This is a genomic window from Waterburya sp. (assembly GCF_058530065.1).
This window is the reverse complement of record NZ_JBZNBU010000011.1, coordinates 1-21800: the sequence shown is the minus strand read 5'-3', so window position 1 is coordinate 21800 and position 21800 is coordinate 1. Positions and strand designations below refer to the sequence as shown.

16 protein-coding genes and 1 pseudogene are annotated in these 21800 nt (G+C 38.2%); 12 read left to right on the top strand and 5 right to left on the bottom strand.

Going from position 1 to position 21800, the window contains the following annotated elements; all coding sequences use genetic code 11:
* The first annotated feature begins 283 nt into the window (after positions 1 to 283).
* Both AC33VI_RS00660 and AC33VI_RS00655 read left to right on the top strand, forming a co-directional pair.
* Positions 284 to 787 (top strand): hypothetical protein, encoded by a 504-nt coding sequence (locus AC33VI_RS00660; protein ID WP_491780341.1) that lies wholly within the window; start codon positions 284 to 286, stop codon positions 785 to 787.
* Between the two features lie 45 nt (positions 788 to 832).
* Positions 833 to 1723 carry a hypothetical protein gene (locus tag AC33VI_RS00655; protein ID WP_491780340.1) on the top strand — a complete coding sequence of 297 codons (891 nt, stop codon included), beginning with the start codon at positions 833 to 835 and terminating at the stop codon, positions 1721 to 1723.
* On the opposite strand, the gene AC33VI_RS00650 is transcribed toward AC33VI_RS00655, so the two are convergent.
* Entirely contained in the window at positions 1720 to 2160 is a 441-nt protein-coding gene (locus AC33VI_RS00650) for an ATP-binding protein (protein WP_491780339.1), read from the bottom strand. The two genes, AC33VI_RS00655 and AC33VI_RS00650, sit on opposite strands and share 4 nt — an antisense overlap.
* Positions 2161 to 2432: 272 nt before the next feature.
* On the opposite strand from AC33VI_RS00650, the gene truB reads away from it, so the two are divergent.
* From truB to AC33VI_RS00605, 9 genes are all read left to right on the top strand, one after another.
* Positions 2433 to 3347, top strand: coding sequence for a tRNA pseudouridine(55) synthase TruB (truB, locus tag AC33VI_RS00645; RefSeq protein WP_491780338.1), 915 nt, complete (start codon positions 2433 to 2435; stop codon positions 3345 to 3347).
* Positions 3348 to 3779: 432 nt separating this feature from the next.
* Entirely contained in the window at positions 3780 to 6164 is a 2385-nt protein-coding gene (locus tag AC33VI_RS00640) for a hypothetical protein (RefSeq protein WP_491780337.1), read from the top strand.
* Between the two features lie 248 nt (positions 6165 to 6412).
* A complete protein-coding gene (locus tag AC33VI_RS00635; RefSeq protein ID WP_491780342.1) occupies positions 6413 to 7918 on the top strand; it encodes a M16 family metallopeptidase in 1506 nt (501 codons plus the stop codon).
* A gap of 296 nt (positions 7919 to 8214) precedes the next feature.
* Positions 8215 to 8832: a calcium-binding protein gene (locus AC33VI_RS00630; protein ID WP_491780336.1), complete on the top strand. Its 618-nt coding sequence runs from the start codon at positions 8215 to 8217 to the stop codon at positions 8830 to 8832.
* Between the two features lie 366 nt (positions 8833 to 9198).
* Complete coding sequence (locus tag AC33VI_RS00625) at positions 9199 to 9897, top strand: calcium-binding protein (protein WP_491780335.1); 699 nt, start codon at positions 9199 to 9201, stop codon at positions 9895 to 9897.
* A gap of 137 nt (positions 9898 to 10034) precedes the next feature.
* Positions 10035 to 12698 (top strand): tetratricopeptide repeat protein, encoded by a 2664-nt coding sequence (locus tag AC33VI_RS00620; protein ID WP_491780334.1) that lies wholly within the window; start codon positions 10035 to 10037, stop codon positions 12696 to 12698.
* Between the two features lie 188 nt (positions 12699 to 12886).
* Positions 12887 to 15379: a glycosyltransferase family 2 protein gene (locus tag AC33VI_RS00615; protein WP_491780333.1), complete on the top strand. Its 2493-nt coding sequence runs from the start codon at positions 12887 to 12889 to the stop codon at positions 15377 to 15379.
* Positions 15380 to 15444: 65 nt separating this feature from the next.
* Positions 15445 to 16227 (top strand): pentapeptide repeat-containing protein, encoded by a 783-nt coding sequence (locus AC33VI_RS00610; RefSeq protein ID WP_491780332.1) that lies wholly within the window; start codon positions 15445 to 15447, stop codon positions 16225 to 16227.
* A gap of 29 nt (positions 16228 to 16256) precedes the next feature.
* Complete coding sequence (locus AC33VI_RS00605) at positions 16257 to 17243, top strand: isopenicillin N synthase family dioxygenase (RefSeq protein ID WP_491780331.1); 987 nt, start codon at positions 16257 to 16259, stop codon at positions 17241 to 17243.
* A gap of 64 nt (positions 17244 to 17307) precedes the next feature.
* Here the strand turns inward: AC33VI_RS00605 and AC33VI_RS00600 are convergent, their stop codons facing one another.
* The 4 genes from AC33VI_RS00600 to AC33VI_RS00585 all read right to left on the bottom strand — a co-directional run bounded on the left by AC33VI_RS00600 (position 17308) and on the right by AC33VI_RS00585 (position 21047).
* On the bottom strand, positions 17308 to 17607 hold the full coding sequence (locus AC33VI_RS00600) for a KGK domain-containing protein (protein ID WP_491780330.1): 300 nt from the start codon (positions 17605 to 17607) through the stop codon (positions 17308 to 17310).
* A gap of 13 nt (positions 17608 to 17620) precedes the next feature.
* Positions 17621 to 18028 carry a KGK domain-containing protein gene (locus tag AC33VI_RS00595; protein WP_491780329.1) on the bottom strand — a complete coding sequence of 136 codons (408 nt, stop codon included), beginning with the start codon at positions 18026 to 18028 and terminating at the stop codon, positions 17621 to 17623.
* A gap of 136 nt (positions 18029 to 18164) precedes the next feature.
* Positions 18165 to 18530: a KGK domain-containing protein gene (locus tag AC33VI_RS00590; protein ID WP_491780328.1), complete on the bottom strand. Its 366-nt coding sequence runs from the start codon at positions 18528 to 18530 to the stop codon at positions 18165 to 18167.
* A 93-nt stretch (positions 18531 to 18623) separates the two neighbouring features.
* Positions 18624 to 21047 (bottom strand): dynamin family protein, encoded by a 2424-nt coding sequence (locus tag AC33VI_RS00585; protein WP_491780327.1) that lies wholly within the window; start codon positions 21045 to 21047, stop codon positions 18624 to 18626.
* A gap of 609 nt (positions 21048 to 21656) precedes the next feature.
* Between AC33VI_RS00585 and AC33VI_RS00580 the strand changes: the two are divergent.
* Positions 21657 to 21800: pseudogene (locus tag AC33VI_RS00580) on the top strand (IS4 family transposase); the annotation flags it as partial.

Here is a 21800-nt window from a genome sequence, read left to right as displayed (position 1 = left end):
CGAAATCTACAACTGTCGCGATCGCACTGTTACCCGTAAAGGCAAATATCCTATTCCTTTGAAATCTGGTAGTCCTGGAGAGTTAGTCTGTCAGAAATTTGACCGATAAACCAATAGATCTGTTAGATCTGTCCTAAAAATATAGGTTTAGACGTTAATTATTAATAATAGTTAGCTGGACTTGCTTGAGAAAGTTCCACAATAAAAAAGGTAGTTGTTAGATTCTAAAGACTAAAAAATAGGCAACGCCGAAATCAAGATAACCTATGTCAACAGATCCAATATGATTAGTTTACGTAAATTCTTAGCAGCATTTTTGTTAACTAGCTGTTTGTTATTAACTTCCTGTGCTACCCAAGCTCCTTCTCGGTTTGACGGAGCGCAACAAGAAAGTACGAGCAGAGGGGCATCAGCAGTAGCCAAAGATTCTCAATCAGGCAGTAGTTTTAACCGCTATTTTCCCGATAGTGGTAGCGGTTACGAGCGAGTTTATTCTCAAGAAAAACAAGGTTTTGCTCAAGCTAAATTAAAAAAAGATGGTGAAGAAATTGCTATTTTATCGATTTCCGATACTTTAAATAATCCTAGTACTCTCAATAAATATCAAGATAGTAATAACCAGATTCAAGGTTTTCCCGCGATCGAGCAAGGCAACAGTGGGACAGCAGTATTAGTTAGCGATCGCTATCAAGTAAAAATTCGTTCTAAAAATTCTTCTTTTAGTGCCAGCGATCGCCAAAAATGGCTGGGGAAATTCGATCTCAGAGGATTGTCCAAACTCAAATAAAAGTCCCGATCGAGCGAAAAACTTTAATATTTTAAGGAGCAAGCAGTGAGCGAATCAATTTTTGAATTGGTAGATAATTTACCAGAAAGAAATCTCACCACTATGATGCTTAAGTCACTGGATAACATTGTCCCTGGTGAGTGGGAAAATACTGTAGGTTTTGTGAATACTATCCGCAAAGTCACAGGAGAAGATGATGAGGATCTAATCCAGCAAATAGGCGAGCGAGCGGTATGGCTATATAACGACAAGTCTCAAGGATATCGTCGCGCTATGTGGCTCTATCAAACCGTAGATCGCACTGATAAAGCTTTGGGTACGGCGGCATTAGCCAATAAGGTAGGAGACAAAATCCCTTTAATTGGTGGCTTATTGAGTAAGGTTACCCCCAACCCCGACAAAGCACAAGCTCTTGACTTATCGATTAAATTAGTAGTAGAGTTAGTAGCATTTTGCCAAATTAATGGCATCCCAGGGGATAGTATTGGCGATTTTGTCGGAGCATTAGGAGACTACAGTGGAGAGTCTTTGATGAGAATGGCTGCTCTAGTTTGCGTAGATGGTTTAATTCCTTTAGGACCTGATTTTTTGCTCAAAGCTCAATCTGTTCTAGGTGGTATTAGTCCCCGCGATTTGGAATCTAATTCCACTTTTAAAGAAGTAGAAGAAGCAATTCCAGGAGGAAATGCTAGAGGCAAGTTAGACTTTATTGGCGAAAGTTTTGATTCCGTCAAAGGTTGGATGGCAGATTTTGTAGCTAGTAAAGACCTAGACCCACAAAAAGTTATGAGTAATTTACAAGGTTTTTTAGAATTTTCTGATGATAAGCTAGATTATGTAGCTGCTTTTATTGATATGTCTACCAATTACTACGAACATACTGGCACTCAAACTTTAGCTAGAAGATTGATCGAACGAGCTTTTGATGAAATTTAAGCACCAGCGTATTTTTTTCGCATTATCAAACAATTACGATGGTTTGGTAAGTTGAGGTATTGTAATTCATCAGTCAATTTTTTGATAAATTGCAATCCTCGACCCCCTTCTTTATCCATTGAGTCTACTTCTTGTTCTCCTTTAAGTAACTTAGCATTGAGATCGAATGAATTTCCTCGATCCCAAATTCTCATTTCTAAAAATTTGGGTAGTAATTCTACTTCTATATCTATGGGAGTATTTTGAGGTAGATTACAATGAGCATGACGCACTGCATTGGTAAATGCTTCTACTAATGCAACTTCACACTGCCAGCCCATTTTTTGGGGAACATGAGGAAAAACTAAACCTTCAAACCACTGTAGCACTTCTTTAAGAGCTTCTAATTCAGTCTTAACTTGTAAATGATATTGTTTGGTTGTTGGATTGGTTTTCATTCAAAAGTGACGGTCGAGAATCGAGTGTAGTTATTAAAAGATCGCTGTCTGAATGCCATTATGATAAATTAAAGCAATCTTCATAAAGACAGATTATGTAAGTTCAAACTTTATATAAACAATCTTAGCTCAAATAACATCTATGTTTAACAATAAAAGTATACTTTTTTACATTTCTCAGCAATTGATTTTGTTATGAAATTACTACAATGATGGACATTTCAGCTAAAATTGCTTCTAGTTAGCAAGAAGGCAATTAGGATAATTATTACATGTTTGGCTTGATCGATCTGAATAAACCTGCTGGTTTGACATCCCATGACTGCATTGCCAAGTTGCGCAAAATATTAAACACGAAGAAAATTGGACATGGAGGTACTCTAGATCCCGCAGCCACTGGAGTTCTGCCCATAGCAGTAGGGAAAGCAACTAGACTGTTGCAATTTTTACCAGAATCAAAGGCATATCAAGCTCGCATCCGTTTGGGAATAACTACTACTACCGATGATTTAGAAGGAGAAATTATCGCTCGGGTAGAAGATATTAATTTAACATCAACTCAAATTATTAACAGTTTAAATACTTTTATCGGCACAATAGAACAAGTTCCACCTATTTATAGTGCTATCAAAAAAAACGGAAAAAAACTCTACGAATTAGCCAGAAAAGGTGAAGAAATAGTAATTGAACCCAGAAAAATTACGATTTATTCTTTAGATTTAATTGAAATCAGTCAATCTCCAGCTTGGGAACTAACAGTAGAGATCAAATGTAGTCCTGGTACTTATATTAGAGCGATCGCCCGTGACTTGGGTAAAATGCTGGGAGTTGGTGGTACTTTAGCTCATCTGGTTCGGACTGAAAGTTGCGGCATGTATATCGATGACAGCATCACTTTCGAGGAAATAGAACGCCAGATCGAACAGCAGACTTTCAGGTTAATCGAACCTAGTGTGGTTTTACAACATTTAGGTAGCGCGACTTTAGACCGAGATTCCACTAAACGTTGGTGTCAGGGTCAATTAATCGATTTAGCTGAAGCTATCGAGCGAGATTCTATCTCAGAATCTAATCAAGGAGATTACATCCAGACTTATGACCAAGATAGGGCTTTTTTGGGAATTAGTATTCTTTTTCAACGTAACGGAATTATGAAAATTAAACCCAAGATAGTTTGTGCGGGTTAATTGAAACTGCAAAAATTTTAGAGGCGATTTAGTTTGGATTCAATTTATCTTGTTTAGTTAATTAATTTGTTTTAATTGCTATTAATCAAACAATAATCTTTAGTAATTACTTAAAGTGTTTTTTGAAAGAAATCTTAGCAAGCTATTACCAAGCTCTTAGCTATAAAATCCACAAGTAAACCGCCTATAATAGTTGGATAATTCTTGTATCTCTTGATACTTTGATTTGAGAGATTTTGATTAATATTTTTCCAAAATATTAATCGCGATCGAAGATAAACCATATATTGAAAAAAATAATCTAAACATACAAGATATATCAAAGTTTTTCTTAATTGTTACACTTCAAATACATTCTTGGAGTTCCTTAGTCAATCCTGTATACTCTGTTGTAAAAATCCCACAAATACAGCATAGAATAGAGTATATTAAATGGTAATAAAAGTTAATTTTGCTCCTGACAGTTCTGTGACACTAGATGGATTCATTACCGATTCGGGAGCAGAATACAGTGCCGAGCGAGGTTACGGCTGGGTAACTCAAAGTAGTTTGGACGATGGCAATCCCGAACCTATAGATATTTCTAGTAATACACGCGATCGCGATTCAGATAATATTTCTACAGAAGATAGCTTAATTCACCTGCAATATCCCCCCAACTTAATTAGTCCAATTGCAGCAGTATCCATTAAAACTCCTAGTGCTTGGGAATACGATATTGCTAATGGAACTTATTTAGTAACGGTTGGAGTAGGCGATCCAGATTTTGTTGATAGCAATCATGTAGTTAATGTCGAAGGGGAATCGGCGATCGCTGGTTTTGTTCCTACAGAAGACAGTTTATTCGCTGAAAATACTGTAGAAGTTGAAGTAACTGACGGTAAGTTAACTATTGATGCGGTTGGTGGTGAAAATACTAAATTAACTTTTGTCGAAATTGCCCCTGCTGGGGAAGGAGAAACAGGAGAAAATGGTGGAGAGGATCTGCCTCCAACAAATCCAGAAGAAACTGAAGGTGTGAGCGATGAATCTCAAGTAACCGTCGGAGATTTTTCTATTGGCTTCGATGCTGCTAGGGTTAGCGATGGGAATAGCGGTTTTTTCGTAGCCGACAACGAAGATACGGGAGCTATTTTATTTGATGTTTCCAATCCTGGTTTATTATCTATAACTGACGATCGCTTGGAGTTAAGTAGTGCCGATTTGTTATTGTCTCCCGAATTTGCTTCGGCTTTAGGGGATGAGAATTTGCAGGGTGCTGATGTTGGTGATACTCGTATCGATGCCACAATTACCCAGCAAGGGGAAAATTTGATGGTGGAATCGGGGGTTACTAGTGTCTTTTTAGATTTACCTTTATTAGAATCGGCAGCAGGATACGAATTGGCGGGAGTAGATAGCGAAGTCGAACCTGTTTCTGATGAGTTTCAGGTAGGATTTAACATCACAGAAGAAACTGACTTTACCTTTAGCTTGCAACAAGGTTTTACTCCTGTAGGTGGCGAAATAGAACACGACGGTACGGTTACTTTTAATGTAGAAACTGATGATACCAATGGTGGAGAAGGAGAAGAGATTCCTGTAGACTCTGGCGATGGCGATGGTAGTAGTGAAGGAGAAACTATTAAAGTTAACTTTACTCCCGTTTCAGCCTTTTCTCCAGAAGGATTTATTCAAGATATTGGTGCTGGATATAATGAAACTAGGGGTTATGGTTGGATAACTCAAGATAGCGTTGGCGATGAAAACCCAACCGCGATCAACATTAGCCCCAATACTCGCGATCGCAACAGCCTTCAAGAAGATACTTTTGATTCTCTGATTCATTTGCAATATTCAGATGCTTTTGAAAATGAGAATGCCATTAGAACCCCTGCTGCTTGGGAATACGAACTAGCTAACGGTGAATATACAGTTACCGTCAGCGTGGGCGATCCAGATTTTATTGATAGCAATCATGTGATTAATATTGAAGGGAATACGATTATTTCTGGTTTTGTTCCTACAGAAGATAACTTGTTTGCAGTGAAAACTGCTACTGTCGAAGTTACCGATGGTCAATTAACTGTTGATGCCATTGGCGGATCGAATACCAAACTTAACTTTATTGAAATCGCTCCTGCTACCGAAGGAGAAATTAGCGATCCTCCTGTAAATATTACACCGATCGAAATTCCCACCGAAGTAGCCATTCCCGTAGAAGGTGGTGGGGTAGTAGAAACTGTCGAACCCATAGCAGGGGGGATCAATATTAACTTCGGCACTCCTACGGTAACTCCTACCAACGGGTTTGTCCGAGATGTCGGTGCAGCCTACAATACAGAGCGAGGATTTGGTTGGGTAACTCAAGACAGTGCGGGCAGCGAAAATCCAACTCCGATCGACTTATTTGCCAACGCACGCGATCGCAATACTCTCTTTAATGACGGACAAGGTGGGGTTTTCCAAGAACCAGTCAGAGATTCTTTGATTCATCTACAATATCCTACAGGGTTGGGCAATTCCGAACTGGCGGTTACTACTCCTGCTGCTTGGGAACACGCTCTAGAAAACGGTACTTATGAAGTAACTGTTGGCGTAGGAGATTCCGATTTCTTTGATAGCAGCCACGTTATTAATGTCGAAGGACAAACAGCAATTTCCAACTTTGTTCCCACTGGCTCTGAAGTCAACGGTTTCCTACCTTTGGGAGCGCAAGCTTTCTCTACTGGTACGGTTACGGTAGATGTGACTGATGGTAGATTGACTGTTGACGCTATGGGTGGTGAAAACACTAAAATTAATTACATCAGTATTGTTGCAGTCGAGGATGTTTAGTTTTTTAGGGCTATAAATTTTACATAGTCTAAAAATACTAAAACAGCAAAGCCTTCATCGTTTAATAATGAGGGCTTCGCCTTTTTTTTGGCAGTTTATAGTACTTGTTGCTTAAAATAAATATGCCAATCAAGGCAAATACGAGTAATTTCTGGAACTCTGGAATGAAATTTAGTAAATTAAAACAATTGTACCTTCGATCTAAAAATAATTGTGGCGCGATCGCCCTTAAGCGTTGGCTGGGGATAATGTTAGTAGCTTGTTTATTTTGGAACTTGTTTGCTTTTACCGCTATAGCCACACCCCAAAAGGATTTGGGAAATTCTTCGATTCAACCTTATCTAGATCGATTCAAAGAACAAGTTACTGAATTTACTTTAGATAATGGCTTAAAATTCATTGTCTTGGAAAACCACGATGCCCCAGTAATTTCTTTTGTTACTTATGCCAATGTTGGCGGTGTAGACGAACCAGATGGCAAAACTGGGGTAGCTCATTTTCTAGAGCATTTGGCATTTAAAGGGACGAAAAAAATTGGTACGACTAATTATCGTGCGGAAATAAAAGAATTAAATAAATTAGACCGTTTGTTTGCCAGTCTGCAAGAAGCTCAAAAAGCTGGAGATAGCAATAAGCTAGCCAAACTATCCGATAAATTTGCTGTGACTCAGTCTGCTGCTAGTAAATACGTCAAGCAAAATGAATATGGCAACATTGTCGATACTGCGGGGGGAGTCGGTTTAAATGCTGCGACTTCAGCAGACTATACCAGTTATTTCTATAGTTTTCCTGCTAACAAATTAGAATTGTGGATGTCTCTAGAATCAGAAAGATTCCTCGATCCTGTGTTCCGCGAATTTTATAAAGAAAAACAGGTTATTTTAGAAGAAAGACGGACGCGGACTGATAATTCTCCTATTGGTAAGACTATTGAAGAATTTCTCGATACTGCTTACACTACCCATCCTTACAAACGTCCTGTAATCGGCTATCAAGAAGATATTCAAAACCTAACGCGGGAAGACGTGCGTCAATTTTTTCAAGCCTATTATGCCCCCAATAATTTAACTATTGCGATCGCGGGAGATGTAGAGCCTCAAGAAGTAGAAGAACTAGCTCAAACTTATTTCGGACGCTTTCAAGCTCAACCTCAACCCCCATCAGTCGAGCGACCAGAACCACCTCAAACCAAAACTAGAGAAGTTACAGTGGAATTTCCTTCCCAACCTTGGTATCTCGAAGGTTATCATATTCCCGCTCTCAGTCATCCCGATTACCCAGTTTATGAAGTTATATCCGAACTCCTCAGCAATGGTAGAACTTCTCGTTTGTATCGTTCTTTAGTGGAAGAAAAACAAGTCGCTCTTTCCGCTCAAGGTTTTAATGGTTTTCCTGGTAATAAATACCCCAACCTGATCTTAGTTTATGCTCTTACTGCTCCTGGTACGGAACTCGAAGAACTAGCAACTGCTCTAAGAAGTGAAATAGATCTTCTGAAAACCGAACCTGTCAAACCAGCCGAATTAGAACGGGTAAAAACTCAACTAAAAGCAAGTTTATTAAGAACCTTAGACTCAAATATGGGCATGGCAAGAATACTCGCAGAATACAATGCTAAAACAGGTGATTGGCGCAATATTTTTAACGAAATAGAAACTCTAGAAACTATAACTCCCCAAGATATTCAACGAGTTGCCCAACTTACCTTTACTCCTGAAAATCGTACTATTGGACGCTTACTATCTTCTAATTAGAAGGTTTGCTACTAAAGTTTTTGAGCCTCAGAAAGTAAAGAAATAATAAAATTTTTTGGTTGACAGTAATTAATTTCATGTAATTTTCGACACATCAAAATTGACAAAAAAAATTTATCCTGCATCGGAAACTTTAGTTTTCTGAGTTTAGTAGTATTTTAGTACCTAAATAATGTCGATTTTGGATAGCTTTTTGTAGTTGTTTTTTTACAAAATGACTACAAGCGTGATTAGCAAAAAAGACTTGAAGATAGTATAAATAAAACAGTTAAACTGATATCAGGAGTATCATAATAATGTCTACGGTAATAGGCAAGATAGATATATCTGCCTTCGACGGTGATGGTCTAGAGGTAGTTGGTACGGATGAAGTAGATTTGTTATTTGGAACTGACGCAGACGATCTATTCGTGGCTGGGGATGGAAATGACGTTATTAATGCTCAAAGAGGAGATGACAGTATTGTTGGTGGATTGGGAGACGATATTATCATAGGCGGTTTTGGCGATGACATCATTGAAGCTGGTGCTGGAAATGATACTATTTTTGGCGAGTCGGACAACGACCATATCAATGGAGACTTAGGAGACGATCTAATTGACGGTGGAGAAGGTGCTGACACTCTCTTTGGTGGTGCGGGTTCGGACACTCTCTTTGGTGGTGCGGGAGAAGATGTGTTTGAATTTAATCTTGAAGATTTTGCTGCTGACGAAGTAGATACTATTGTCGATTTTAATTTCGCTGAAGATAGCCTCGTCATAAATGGTTTTAGTGATGAGGATAAAATATCTTTCGATCCAACAACTAACAGTATTTCTTTGAATGGCGAAAATATTATTAATTTTGGCTTGGCAAACAACCTCCCCGAATCCAATGCTGAAGATAACGATGATGGAGATTACGAAATTATCTAATTTTTCTTTAATAATCTATTAATACTAAAAAAAAATAGTTGACAATTTTTTGGTGCTTTACTAAGGTCTTTTAGGCTATGGTAGGGCATTTTTTTATCTAAAAAATAGAGAATAAAATTGACAATTTAGTTATGTAGATTACCAAAAACTATTTGTTAGAATATTTTAATTTTTTTTTAATCTTTAAAAAGATCGGTGAAACTCCAGAAAAAAGCGAAAATTCTTTCAATTTTTGCATTATATGGCTATATTCTGACCTTCTAAAAATTTTCAAGCGAAACAAAGATTTTAACTAAATTAATTGGCAAAAAATAGTAAAGCCAATATAAAAGAGTGAGTTAAATTTAGAAGGGAGTATTTTGCACTATGTCTTCAGTTATAGATTCGATCGAGATTTCAGAATTTAATGGTGACGGTTTAGAAATTATTGGCACTGATAGTTTTGACGGTCTTCAAGGTACAAAGGACGGAGATTTTATTCAGGCTCGCGGTGCTAGCGACTTAGTTGATGCTGGTGCTGGGAACGATTTAATTGATGGTGGCTCTGGCGGAGATTTGATTCAAGCTGGTGCGGGAGACGATAGTGTGTTGGGCGGTAGCGGTAAAGATGTAATCCTGGGCGGTAGCGGTAGAGATTATATCTTGGGCGGACAAGGTAATGACATCATACTCAGCGGACAAGGTGATGATATAGTCATCGGCGGTAGCGGTAGAGATCTTATTTACTCTGGTAATGGCGACGATACTATTTTTGGTGGAGAGGGAGCAGATATTCTCAATCCTGGAAAAGGCGACGATATGCTTATGGGTAATGGTGGCAAAGATGTATTTGAGTTCTCTAAAGCAGATTTAGATGTTGAATTCACCAATCAAATAGGGGACTTTGAAGTAGGAGAAGACAAGCTAGTTATTAGAGGAATGAGCGAAAACGATAGTGCAACTTTCGATCCTAACACTGGCTATATATCTGTCAATGGAGATGTAGTTATTACTTTGAAAGATCTAGAAAATGCAGGAGATTTGGAAATGAATTTTCCAGAAAATGGAAATTTTGAAATTATGTAATCTAGCTTAGTGAGATTTAGCATAAATAAGTAAAATTAGAGTTTAATTATTTCCTGGATGTTAGTTGATTTGATGTTTAACTAACATTCATTTTTTTTTATAATATTTGCCAAATAGATTAATTAAACATAAATCAGATGCTAACCAATATTGGCGATCGCTCTAGCCAAAATAATGATACTAACTCCTTGTGGGAAACGAGATTTGATTTAAGTCGCGATCGCCAATCTAAAGATAGGTTGAATACTGGAAAGTCAACTAAAGTCGAGGTAGCAGAAGGAGATCTTTGGTGGGGAATTAAAGCAGAAAAAGTAGGAAACCTAGACCTGGCAGCTTTTTACTATCGTTCGGCACTTAAATCCGATCCAGAATGCTTTAAAGCCGTTCGACTACTGACTAAACTGCTCCAGAAAATTCGAGCAAGAAGAGCTAATAAGATAAATCGGGAAATTACAATCGAATCTTTGCCAATACGAGCTATTATTCCCTTAGATAGATTGCCAAAAAATCTTCAAACAGAAAGAGTTAAGACAAACATTGCGTCTCAGACAACTACCAATAAATTAGAAATAATTATGGACGATCGTTCGAGAATTGCCCAAAAAAGTAAGGAACAATTAAACTTAAACTCCAAGCAGCCCATTAAATCCTTAGAAACCGATTCTAACGTCAATTTCATCCCAGTTAAGACAAATCTCAATCAAGATCGTCAAAATTCTTCAATACAACTCCAAAACGATTCAATCTTATTACCTCAGATGAAAATGTCTCCCGCAGGAGATTTGGTTTTAGAAGATAATCTCAACGTATCGCAAGTATATATAGAACAAGCTTTATTTTTTTTCGAGCAAAAACAGTGGGCTAAAAGTATTACTGCTTGCCAAGAAGCATTGAGGCTTTGTTCTAGTCTGGGAGAAGCCTATAAAATATGGGGTAATTGCTTGCAACAGTCGGGAAACAATGCCGATGCTATTGGTATTTATGCTAAGGCTTTAGAGTTACAGCCCAATATGGCAGAAATCTACTGCAACTTGGGTAGTATTTATGCCAAAAGCCAAAAATGGCAGCGAGCAATTGAATATTACCAAAAGTCAATTATTATCGATCCTAATTGTGCTGCGCCCCATCGTAACTTGGCTAAGGTATGGGAAAAACTCCAAGAGTACGATAAATCAGAAGACTGCTTCTTTAAAGCTTTGGCAATTAAGCCCGAAATCATCTCGGCTCAAAATCATTTTGATTTAGCCCGCAATTTAGCCGCAGAAAATCAACTAGATAGAGCGATCGCTTGTTACCAACATTGCATCCATCTCGAACCCAAGTTTTTAAATGCTTATGTGAGATTGACTCAACTATTAGAAGCTCAAGGAAAAAAAGAAAAGGCTTTAGAGTATTACCGCAAGTTGGCTCAATTACAAGTCGAAGCCCAAGAACATAAAAGTCAATCGAAATCGAGACAGCAAATTCGCAGTTTGATCTTGGGAAAAAAGAACAAAGTTATCCCTCAATTGCCATCCAAAAATAGCCCAGTATCCCGACAGCTAGCCCCAGCTAAAACCAACGCGATCGCTCAATATCGTCAGCAAATTTTACAAGAACCCAATTCATCAGGGTTGCGATGGCAATTGGGCAATCTTTATTTCCAGTCAAGACAATGGCAGAATGCTATTTCTTGCTATCTTAAAGCGATCCAACTCGAACCTCGCCCCGCAAAATACTATCTCAGCTTGGGTAAAGCTTGGTCGAAAGCAGGAGACCATATAAAAGCCAATCAAGCCTACTATCAAGGATTTAGTTTGCAGCCAGAAAAAATAGCTGCTGAAAAGCATCTCTTGTTGGGTAACAAACTTTTAGAACAAAGACAAATTAAACCCGCGATCGCTTGTTACCGTCGAGCCATAACTCTCCAGCCAGAATTAATCGAAGCATATTGGCAATTGGGTGAAATTTTGATGAGTAGCGGAAAAGTAGCAGTAGCGATCGCTTGCTATCAACAAGCTTTGAAAATTGATAAATCTAACTCCCACAGTTACTTTTTATTGGGTAATGCTTTAACGCAAAACAAACAATTCTCTAAGGCGATCGCGGTTTATCAACAAGCAGCAGCTATCGAATCCCACAACGCAGACATATGGCATAATTTAGGCGAAGCTTTTTATGAATCCCAACAATGGCAAAAGGCGATCTCAGCTTATCAACGGGCGATCGCTTTAAATCCCGATAATTCTTGGTCTCACAACAATTTGGGTAATGCCTGGTTAAAAACCGAACAATGGCAGCCAGCAGCGGACAGTTTTCATCGAGCGATCGCTCTTAAACCTGATTTTGTTTGGTCTCATTACAATTTGGGAGAAGCTTTAGTCAAACTAGAACGATGGGAAGAAGCTTTAACTGCCTATCAAAATGCCCAACAGCTAGACCCCAATCTACCAGAAATTAAGTCCAAAATGGGTGCAATTCTACACCGTCGCAGTCGCCAGTCTCAACAAGAAGCCTTAAGTTTTTGTCGGAGTCAATTGAAGCTAGATCCCGACAATCTAGATTTATACCATCAAGCAATTTCTTTAGACCGCAAAAATCACGAATTATATTTAGGTTTGGGCAAAGCTTTATTGAAAAAAGAAAAAATAGACGAAGCCATTTCAATTTTGCAAATGGGATTAGAAATACAACCCCAAAACCTGGAATTAACTTCTACATTAAGCGAGGCTATTATGGCAAAAAATCCTAACTTGGACTTAAAAGATGTTGCTCTAAGGGTGGGAAATAGGCAAAAGTCCTCAGTCGATCTCGATCGTTAAAAGTTAAATAACCGAACTTCCGCAGTACATAACAGACCAAAAACTAGAGTTGTTAGCTGTTAGTCGTTTTCCTAGTGATGGCTTTAGCCATTGTTATCAAATGGTTTTTCAACCCTAAAGGGTAGACTACAAACTACTCAAACTACTACCTACAAACGATAACTCAGAAGGTACGAAAATTAATTAGAATGACTATTGGCAACTTAAAATATCCTCCTAATCCTACTTCTACCAAATGGTTGGCGACTCAAGCAATCGAGCGACAAAAAGCTGGCAAACTAGAAGAAGCAGCGGAATTTTATTTAGAAGCGATTAAATTAAAATCGTCACAACCTGCTTGGTTGTATGAAAATGCCATTATTTTGTTAACTCGATTGCAACGTTGGGAAGCGGCGATGCGTCTGGGAGAACGAGCTTTAATTCTTCATTCCACAGCAGCAGAGATACATCGAGCTTTAGAAATACTCGATCGCCAGCCTGTAGATTTTACTAATTCCATCGCTCACTATCAACAAACTATCGCTTTTGAACCCCAACAACCAGCATGGTTATATTACAATCTTGCCCGACAACTCTGGAAAAGCGATCGCATTCCCGAAACAATCGAATTAGCCTATCAAGGATGTAAGAAATATCCTGATTTTTTCCCACTTTTTTATTTATTGGGCAATGCTTTAATCAAAGCTAAACAACCCTCGAAAGCCAAGATTTGTTATCAACGAGTCCAAAAATTAGCTCCTGGCTGGTTGGAAGTAGAAGAGAAATTGAATTTAATTCGAGACGAGGAGACAAGGAGAGTAGAGTTAGAAGGGCTGTTTTTAAAATTAGAGAAGGGTGAGTTATCGATCGCAGAATGCGATCGCCTGTGGCAAAGTTTAAAGGGACAAGGAATAAAGCTTAATTATGGCTGCTGGTTGTGTCCCAGTATTTTATATTTAGAAGCGACGGTAGATAAGTTGTCTCTAGTAGGTAAAAAAAAGATTTTTGCTGCTTCCGATCGCAATTATGGAGTGGCTAGGGCAAATTTTTGGCAGATTTCTCCTAACCATATCGCTGGTATTGCGGTTTTTGCTGAAGACTTATATTTAACCGAGGGTATTGCTTATCGTCTGTGCGTCAATGATAATAATATTCCCGTCTTAATTTTAGGAGCAATAAGCCAAACAGCCTATGGTTTGGAATCGATTGATCGCTGGCAAAACCAACCAGATGCCCAAAAACATCTAATTAGAGAAACTTTGAGCAGTTCTCTCATTGAGTTAGTGGGAGAGAAGCAAAAGCCAGCAGCAGCGGAAATAATCAAAAAACTACAGTATTTTCTCAAAATACCCTTTACCAACCTAGTAGATCCCCAATTACCCTTCAAAATATTTATTGACTATCTAATTCCCCTCCAAACCGACGGCTTATTTATTAGCGGTTGGTTGCAAGATGCCTATCAAATGCTCGAAGGAATTACAGTAATTTCTGCTTTGGGTTTTTCCTTAGAATTAACCCGCGAAGAGATCTATTTGATCGATCGCCAGGATGTCAGCCAATTTCTCAAAAATACGCGATACGGTGATTTTGAGGGCAAATTTGGCTTTTGTGCTTATGCCCGAGTACCTGCAAAAATTCGAGATTCCCTCGAAGGTATTGCCGAACTTCATAGTTTTCGCTTTCTGGTTAAACTTAAGGGGGATATAAAACTAGAAATCGTTCCCGATGCCAAATATGGCGATTTCTTTAACTCCCGTCAGAAAATATTACAAATTGCTCCGCCCGATAAAATAAGCTCGGCAATGTTGGAAAATTGTATTGCTCCCGCAGCCTTAAAACTACAGCAATTGTGTATGAAAACTGTAACTATCGACGAGGCGATCGATCTGGGAACAACCAAAGATAAACCCCTAGTTTCTCTGATAATTCCTCTCTATCAAAGATTGGATTTCATCAAAATTCAACTAGCAACGATGGCAAACGATCCAGCCCTCAAACAGTGCGAAATCATCTACATTTTAGATTCCCCCGAACAAAAAGCAGAATTAACCAACCTACTGCGCCACCAGACTACCCTCTATCAATTACCAGTAAAATTGGTAATAATGAAACACAATAGCGGTTATGCAGCAGCCAACAACGCAGGGGTTGACCAAGCCAGAGGCGACTATTTAATTCTCTTAAACTCCGACGTTTTTCCTCAAACCAAAGGCTGGATCGGCAAAATAATTGACTTTTATCAATCCTCCGACAAGATTGGCATTGTTGGTACAAAGCTACTGTATGAAGATAATTCTCTACAACACGCAGGAATGTTTTTTACTCAAACAACTTTCCCGTTTTGGATTACTCTCCACTACTACAAAGGTTTGCCCGAAAAATATCCCCCAGCCCAACAAACTAGAGCCGTACCCGCTGTTACGGGGGCTTGTCTGACAATCTCTCAAGAACTCTATCAGCGAGTAGGAGGATTAAGCACCGACTATATCATTGGCGATTTTGAAGACTCCGATTTATGTTTCAAATGTCGCCAATTAGGCTATGAAAGTTGGTATTTAGCCGATGTCAGTCTCTACCATCTCGAACGCCAATCAGTTCCCCTCAATATTACTTACAACGGTAGTTTAGCTTGGCAATTGAATGGTCGTTTGCATCAACAACGCTGGGGAAAAGCGATTAACGATCTGCAACCTAAAATATGAAGGCTGAAAAAAGCGATCGAGGCTAAAATGGCGGAATCTTCAAGCTATATTTTTTCTTAAAATAGATGAAATTTCCCTTATTGGCGACTCTTACTATTATCTCTACTCTTACTGTTGCGCTTCCTTCCCCAGCAGAAAATCTGAGGGATCTTACTCAACTGTTGAATACGAAAAAATGCTCTCAATGCGACTTAACTAATTCTGGTTTGGTACAGGCAGATTTAACAGGGGCAGATCTGACTCAAGCTAACTTAGTCGGGGCAAATCTCAGTCAAGCCAACCTAACGGGGGCAAATTTACGGGGTGCAAATTTGACTGGGGCATCTTTTTACGGAGCAAATTTAACTGGGGCAAATTTAACTGGGGCAAACTTAACGGGTACGGATTTACGCAATGCTTATTTGAATAATGCCAATTTGACCGAAGTAGATCTAGATCTAGCTCGCGTCGAAGGAATTAAAGGTGTTGCGGAAACTGCTGCTACTGCCGAACAATTCCATCGTTGGGGAGTGAAAGAAGCCGAGCGAGGAAATTATAATGCAGCATACAATAATTATCAAAAAGCAATTAAAATCGATCCCGAATTTGCTCCTGCATATCTTGGTTTGGGAATTATTCAATACAATTTTGACCATCGAGAAGATGCCAAAAACAACGTTAAAATTGCTGCTAAATTATTTAAAGAACAAGAACACGAATTAGGCTTAAAAACAGCAGAAGATTTTCAAGCAAAAATGACTTTAATTCAGGAAGCAGAAGATAAGTTAGCCGAGCGAGAAGGAGGATTGGGTCATGTTGGTAAGTTTATGGGTAGTGTAGGTTCTTTATTATTGCAATTATTACTTTGAGAGACTGTTTGTCAGACAAATATTCAACAATGAACCATATTCTCTACGATCGCATACCTTCTGTAGACTTGAGTGATTTTATTTCCCCAGATCCTAGTAGGAAAGATAAGTTTGTTCGGCAATTGGGAGAAGCTTATCAAAATATTGGTTTTGTGGCGGTTAAAAATCATGGTTTGTCAGAGAAACTTACTGCTGATTTGTATCAGGCAGTTCGAGAGTTTTTTGCTTTACCAGAGGAGATCAAATTAAACTACGAAATCGAAAATTTGGGGGGACAAAGGGGCTATACAGCTAAAGGAAAAGAACACGCTAAAGGTAGAACTATAGGCGATCTTAAGGAATTTTTTCATGTAGGACAAGAGATTTCCCCCATAGAGCGATCGCGCCTAGGATATCCTGAAAATGTTTTTCCCCAAGAAGTTCCTGAATTTGCCCCTGCAACCATCGCAGCTTTTCGTGTCTTGGAAGCTACGGGAATTCAAATCTTAAGAGCGATCGCTTTATATTTAGAATTAGATGAGTTTTATTTTGACGATCGAGTCAGACAAGGTAACAGTATTCTGCGAACAATACATTACTTTCCTCTAGATAGTTCTCAAAATATTGCTTCAGGGGCAGTAAGAGCAGCAGCACACGGCGATATTAACCTAATCACTCTACTTATGGGTGCAAGCGCAGCAGGATTAGAAATTTTGCGTCATGATGGAGTTTGGATACCCGTAACCGCCTTACCAGATGCGATCGTGGTTAATGTAGGAGATATGTTAGAACGTCTGACTAACAAAAAACTCAAGTCAACAGTTCATCGAGTAGTCAATCCTCCTCAAGAATCATTAGCTACCCCACGCTATTCCATTCCCTTTTTTATGCACCCTATTTCGGCGATGGATCTTAGTTGTTTGGCTTCTTGTGTCGATGAAAATAATCCCCAGCAATTTCCAGATATTACCGCAGGAGAATTTTTAAATTTACGCTTGCGAGAAATTGGTTTAATTAATTCTGATTCTCTTGATTGAATAATTAGATATGGTTTGTTCTATTTTGGACTTTGGACAAAGAGATAGTTTTTAATCATATAAATTAAAGATTATCTCGATCTAACTCTTGACGGACATCATCCAAAACAGATTCAGGGCGATCGGGTATAAATTGCAAGCATATTTTTATTTTTCCTGGTTGCCAATTTTGATTGGGAGATAACATTTTACAGGGAACTCCTTTATCGATCCATTTTTCTTTTTTATGGCGATCGATATGTTTACCTAGTCGATTTAAAAACTCACTTGCTTGATAGGTATGATGAGCAATTAATACATTATCTTCTTTATCTTTGATTGTAATTACTTCATCGTTAAAAATAATTTGATTTGCTTCTTCCATGATTAATTACTTGTTAGTTAGTAGTTGAATTAAGGTTGATTTCTTCTCGTACTTCATCGAGGGGAGATTTTTTTATTTCTGGTTCATCGGGAATAAATTCTAAGCTAAGATTTATCTTTAGTTTTAGTTTTCCCTTTTGCCAGTCAGAAGCACCAGCTTTGAGAATTTCACAAGCTTCGCCATCTTGAAACCATAATTCAGCTTTACATTGATTAGAAATTTTTTGGTTAATTGAACGACCAATAGTATTAGTCAGATTTATATCTATTGAAGACAAAACTAGATCGCATAATTTTTTAATATAAGTTAGTCCTTTTGAGCCGAAGGCAATTACATCGCGATCGCAACAATTGTTTAAATAGTTATTTATTTCTAACTTAGGAAAATTTTTACAATTGATTGGTTGATTTTTTTGTGTCATAATTATTTGTTTTTATGAGAAGTAATATAGGAATAATTTTTGTTTTAGATCCCCCTAAATCCCCTTGTCAAGGGGGACTTTATTATGGGGTTTCTCTTCTAAAAGAAAAAAAATCCATACCATCAGTAGATCATTGTTAAGTATTGCTATCTCCTTGACGAATATCATCAAGCAGAGACTTTTCTATTTCTGGCTCGTCGGGAATAAATTCTAAAGTAACGTTTATTTTTAGTTTTCCTTTTTGCCAACCATCAGAACCAGCACGGAGTATTTCGCATTCTTGTCCTCCAAAAAACCAAGTACTAATTGTACTAGTATTTTTAAAATCTGAATGATTGGCTATATGACTAACAATAGAATTAATTCCAGAGGTTCTAAAAGATCTATATATAATATCTATTATTTTTTCGATGTTTACCCATTTATCTTTAAATGACAAAACATCTTTAGGGTGACATTGCTGCAAATTTTTGTTAGTTTCAACTTCAAATCCATTTGACATGATTATTCCTTAGTAATTATGATTAATAAGGTGTGCAATGCACTAAAGCACTCGCTTCGCGTCGCCCACTCTACAATTTATTTTTTGTATGAATTAAAGATTGATCGCCTTAACTACTTCCTCTTTATCTTCAATTGTATGAGTAGATAATATTGATTCTAAATTTGATAATTGATGTTGAAATACATTCAAGGATTGTAAGCAACTATTAATACTATTTACTGACTGATTATAAAGTTCTATCTGTTGTTTTAGTTCGATTTTTGCTTTCTGATTGAGAGCAATTTTTGCCAAGGCTTCCTGTTCTAAAGTTTGTTCGAGAATTACTTTAGCTTGGGGATAATATTGCAAGATTTTATCTGTTTGTTGTTGTGCTATTGGTAGCAGATGAGTTTTGATAGTTTGGTTGATGGTTTGGCGGAAATTACTGCGAATTGTGGTCGAAACTTTGGGTTCAAAATCTAACTTTAATAATTGACGTATGGCAGGTTCGGCTTTAACCATACTTTCGCAGTCATAACCCTCAGATGTTTTTAATAAAGTCTGACGAAACTGATAAATAGAAAACGTTCCTTCATCATAAAAACGGGGACTTTCTCTCACATAGCGATCGCATTCTGTTCTGGCTTCGCTCACTAAAGCATGGGTTAAATTGGTTTCTAGTTCGTCAATTTGTGCCAAAATTCCCGTGTCTTCTTCTAATAAATTATTTAAGTCGCGATAGTATTCCTGTTGTTTGATGCGATCGCGCAAACGCTGACAGAAGTTACTTACTAGTGTTTGCGATCCTACTACTAGGGTGTTTTCTAGTTCGTTGGATAGGTAATATAAGGCTTCTACCAATACAGCAATCAAAGGTGCGGTAGCGTTGCGGGGATGGGAAAGAGTAGCCCGACTGTAGGCATCTCTGACGGAAAAGGTTTGTAATAGTTCGTCGAGACGGCTTACCATCTGGGCTTTGAGTTTTTGAAAATCTGTTTGAAACTCTGTATCTAGATCGGTGACGACAGTATTTACTTCTGCTTCTAAATGAGTTGAGAATTGTTTGCCAATATCTTGTAGCTTTTGATTGAGGAGAGTTAACTCTTGGGTTTTTATCGCCTCTATTTCATTGGGTTGACTGTCTAATTCTTGCAGTCGAGAGAGATAATATTTTTTAAGGCGATCGCAAATCGGCTGAAGATCTTCTGCTAAGCTAGCAAATAGTTGGGGGCGTTTTTCTTCGGTGAGATAGCGAGTAATAGCGTTACGAAATTCTTCAATACCACTATCGGCGATTAACTGTTGGATTAAAGGCGTACCAAATTCGCTCAAGATGCGAGTATAGTTCTCATTCTGGGTTTCATAGCTATGTACCGAAACTCTAAAATCTGTATTAGTTAGTTTGCCTGAATTGGCACAATAATTATTAAATTCGCTAACAAACTGCGGAGTTTTCTCTTCTCCCCCCATTCCTTTGATGCTTCCTGCAAAAATCGAATCTAAACCAAAGCGATCGCTATTACTGGTAGACTTAAGTTGACTGCCATAAAATCCTAACAAGCCACTAGTTTTATAGACTCTTGCCGTATCTTGAAATTGGGTTGCGATCAAATCTTCCAAACGCTGCCTTAATTGAGTAGCGTACCAAGCTTCATCGATGCGATTGAAAACATAAAAAACGCGATCGCGTATTCCCAGATTGGACTTCATTTTTTCTAATAACTCTGTCTCTTCCGAAGTCATTTCCCCTGCGGATGCTGGTTTAAGTACGCAAATCACTGCTGAAGTATCGGGATGTTCGATCTTGCTGTAGGTAAGTTCGGCATCTTTTTTGACTGGGGCATCGATCCCTGGCATATCAACTAGTACGTTGCCATCTTCTAGCAAAGGATGATGACAGTAATATTCAACCTTGGTCAATACCGCACTATTGCTTCCCCGTCTAGCATAACCAGCCGCTTCTGTTAGATTGGAAAAATTAAATTCTTCCATCGAATAAGTATTGTGACGATGGGTATCGATGCGATCGCGATTATCTCGAAAACCTTGTAATAATAAAGCTAAAGCATTGGCTTTTTTTGCCTTTTCTGATTTGCTCGCCCCACCTTCCTGTTCGATAATTGTTTGAGAAGCTACTAACAATCTAAGTATTTCCGCTTCTGTTAGATTTTCTTTGATAGCCAAACCTAAATATTGACATAAATTATTAGCCTGTTGAATTATTTCGGCTTCGCTTAAAAAAGTTAAAACTACCCTTTCTGCTTCTGGTTGGGCATATTCAATATAACATTCAGTTCCCGTTGCATGACCTTCGGCACTGTAAAGCAACTCCCTTTCCAGTAAGGCATTAATCAACATTGATTTTCCCGCACTAAAAGCCCCCGCAAAGACAATTTCAAACTTGGGGGCGACGGCTTTAGCTAAAGAAGCTTTAACGATTGCTAAATCTCGATCTTCGATCTCAGATGAAGATAATAGATCGAGAATTCGATTGACATTATCTGCAAGTTGGTTACATTGAGGTGGAACAAACATAATCCATAGGTGAAACGTACTACTACACCTAGAGTTCCCGATTTGAATTGAAAATTCAGTAATCGTGCAAAATTAATCTCACCTATTCACAAGCAATGGTTCGGACAATTTTTGTAGAAGAGAGAAAAAAAGCCATCCACTGAATTAAGGTAAAAGTGTTGAAAGATTACCGTGCAATGGATAGCGTTAAAACAATTATACAAAGCTTGCTGGGTTCAGTAGGAAATTTGACACAACCTCAACAAAAGTTTCTCGTGACTTTATTTTCCACTTTGCTTATCAGTTGCGGTAGAGCCACTTTTACCAATCTAGGTCGATATAGCCGTCTTTCGGAGAGAACCTATCGCCGACAGTATCAACGCTCATTTAACTTTCTGAAGTTCAATCAGCAACTAATTGAGGGGGCAATTGAACCAGACTCGGAGGTAATCTTGGCGGTAGATTGTTCTTTTATTCCCAAGAGTGGCAACAAGACCTATGGGTTAGATTATTTCTATAACGGAAGTGTATCAAGAGCAGAAAAGGGATTAGAAATCTCAGCTATGGCAGTAATAGATGTCAATCAGAAAATGGGTTTCAGTCTTAGTGTTCAGCAAACACCCCCTAATAGCTCGTTTCCAAATCGAATTTATCTTCCGTGACAGTAAGCAATTCACTGGATTAGCTGATTGTCAGGCTCGTGACTTGAGTAAACTTGACTTTCATTTTAATAGTTCGCTCACTGTTCTCAATCTGGCTAAATGGGATGCTATT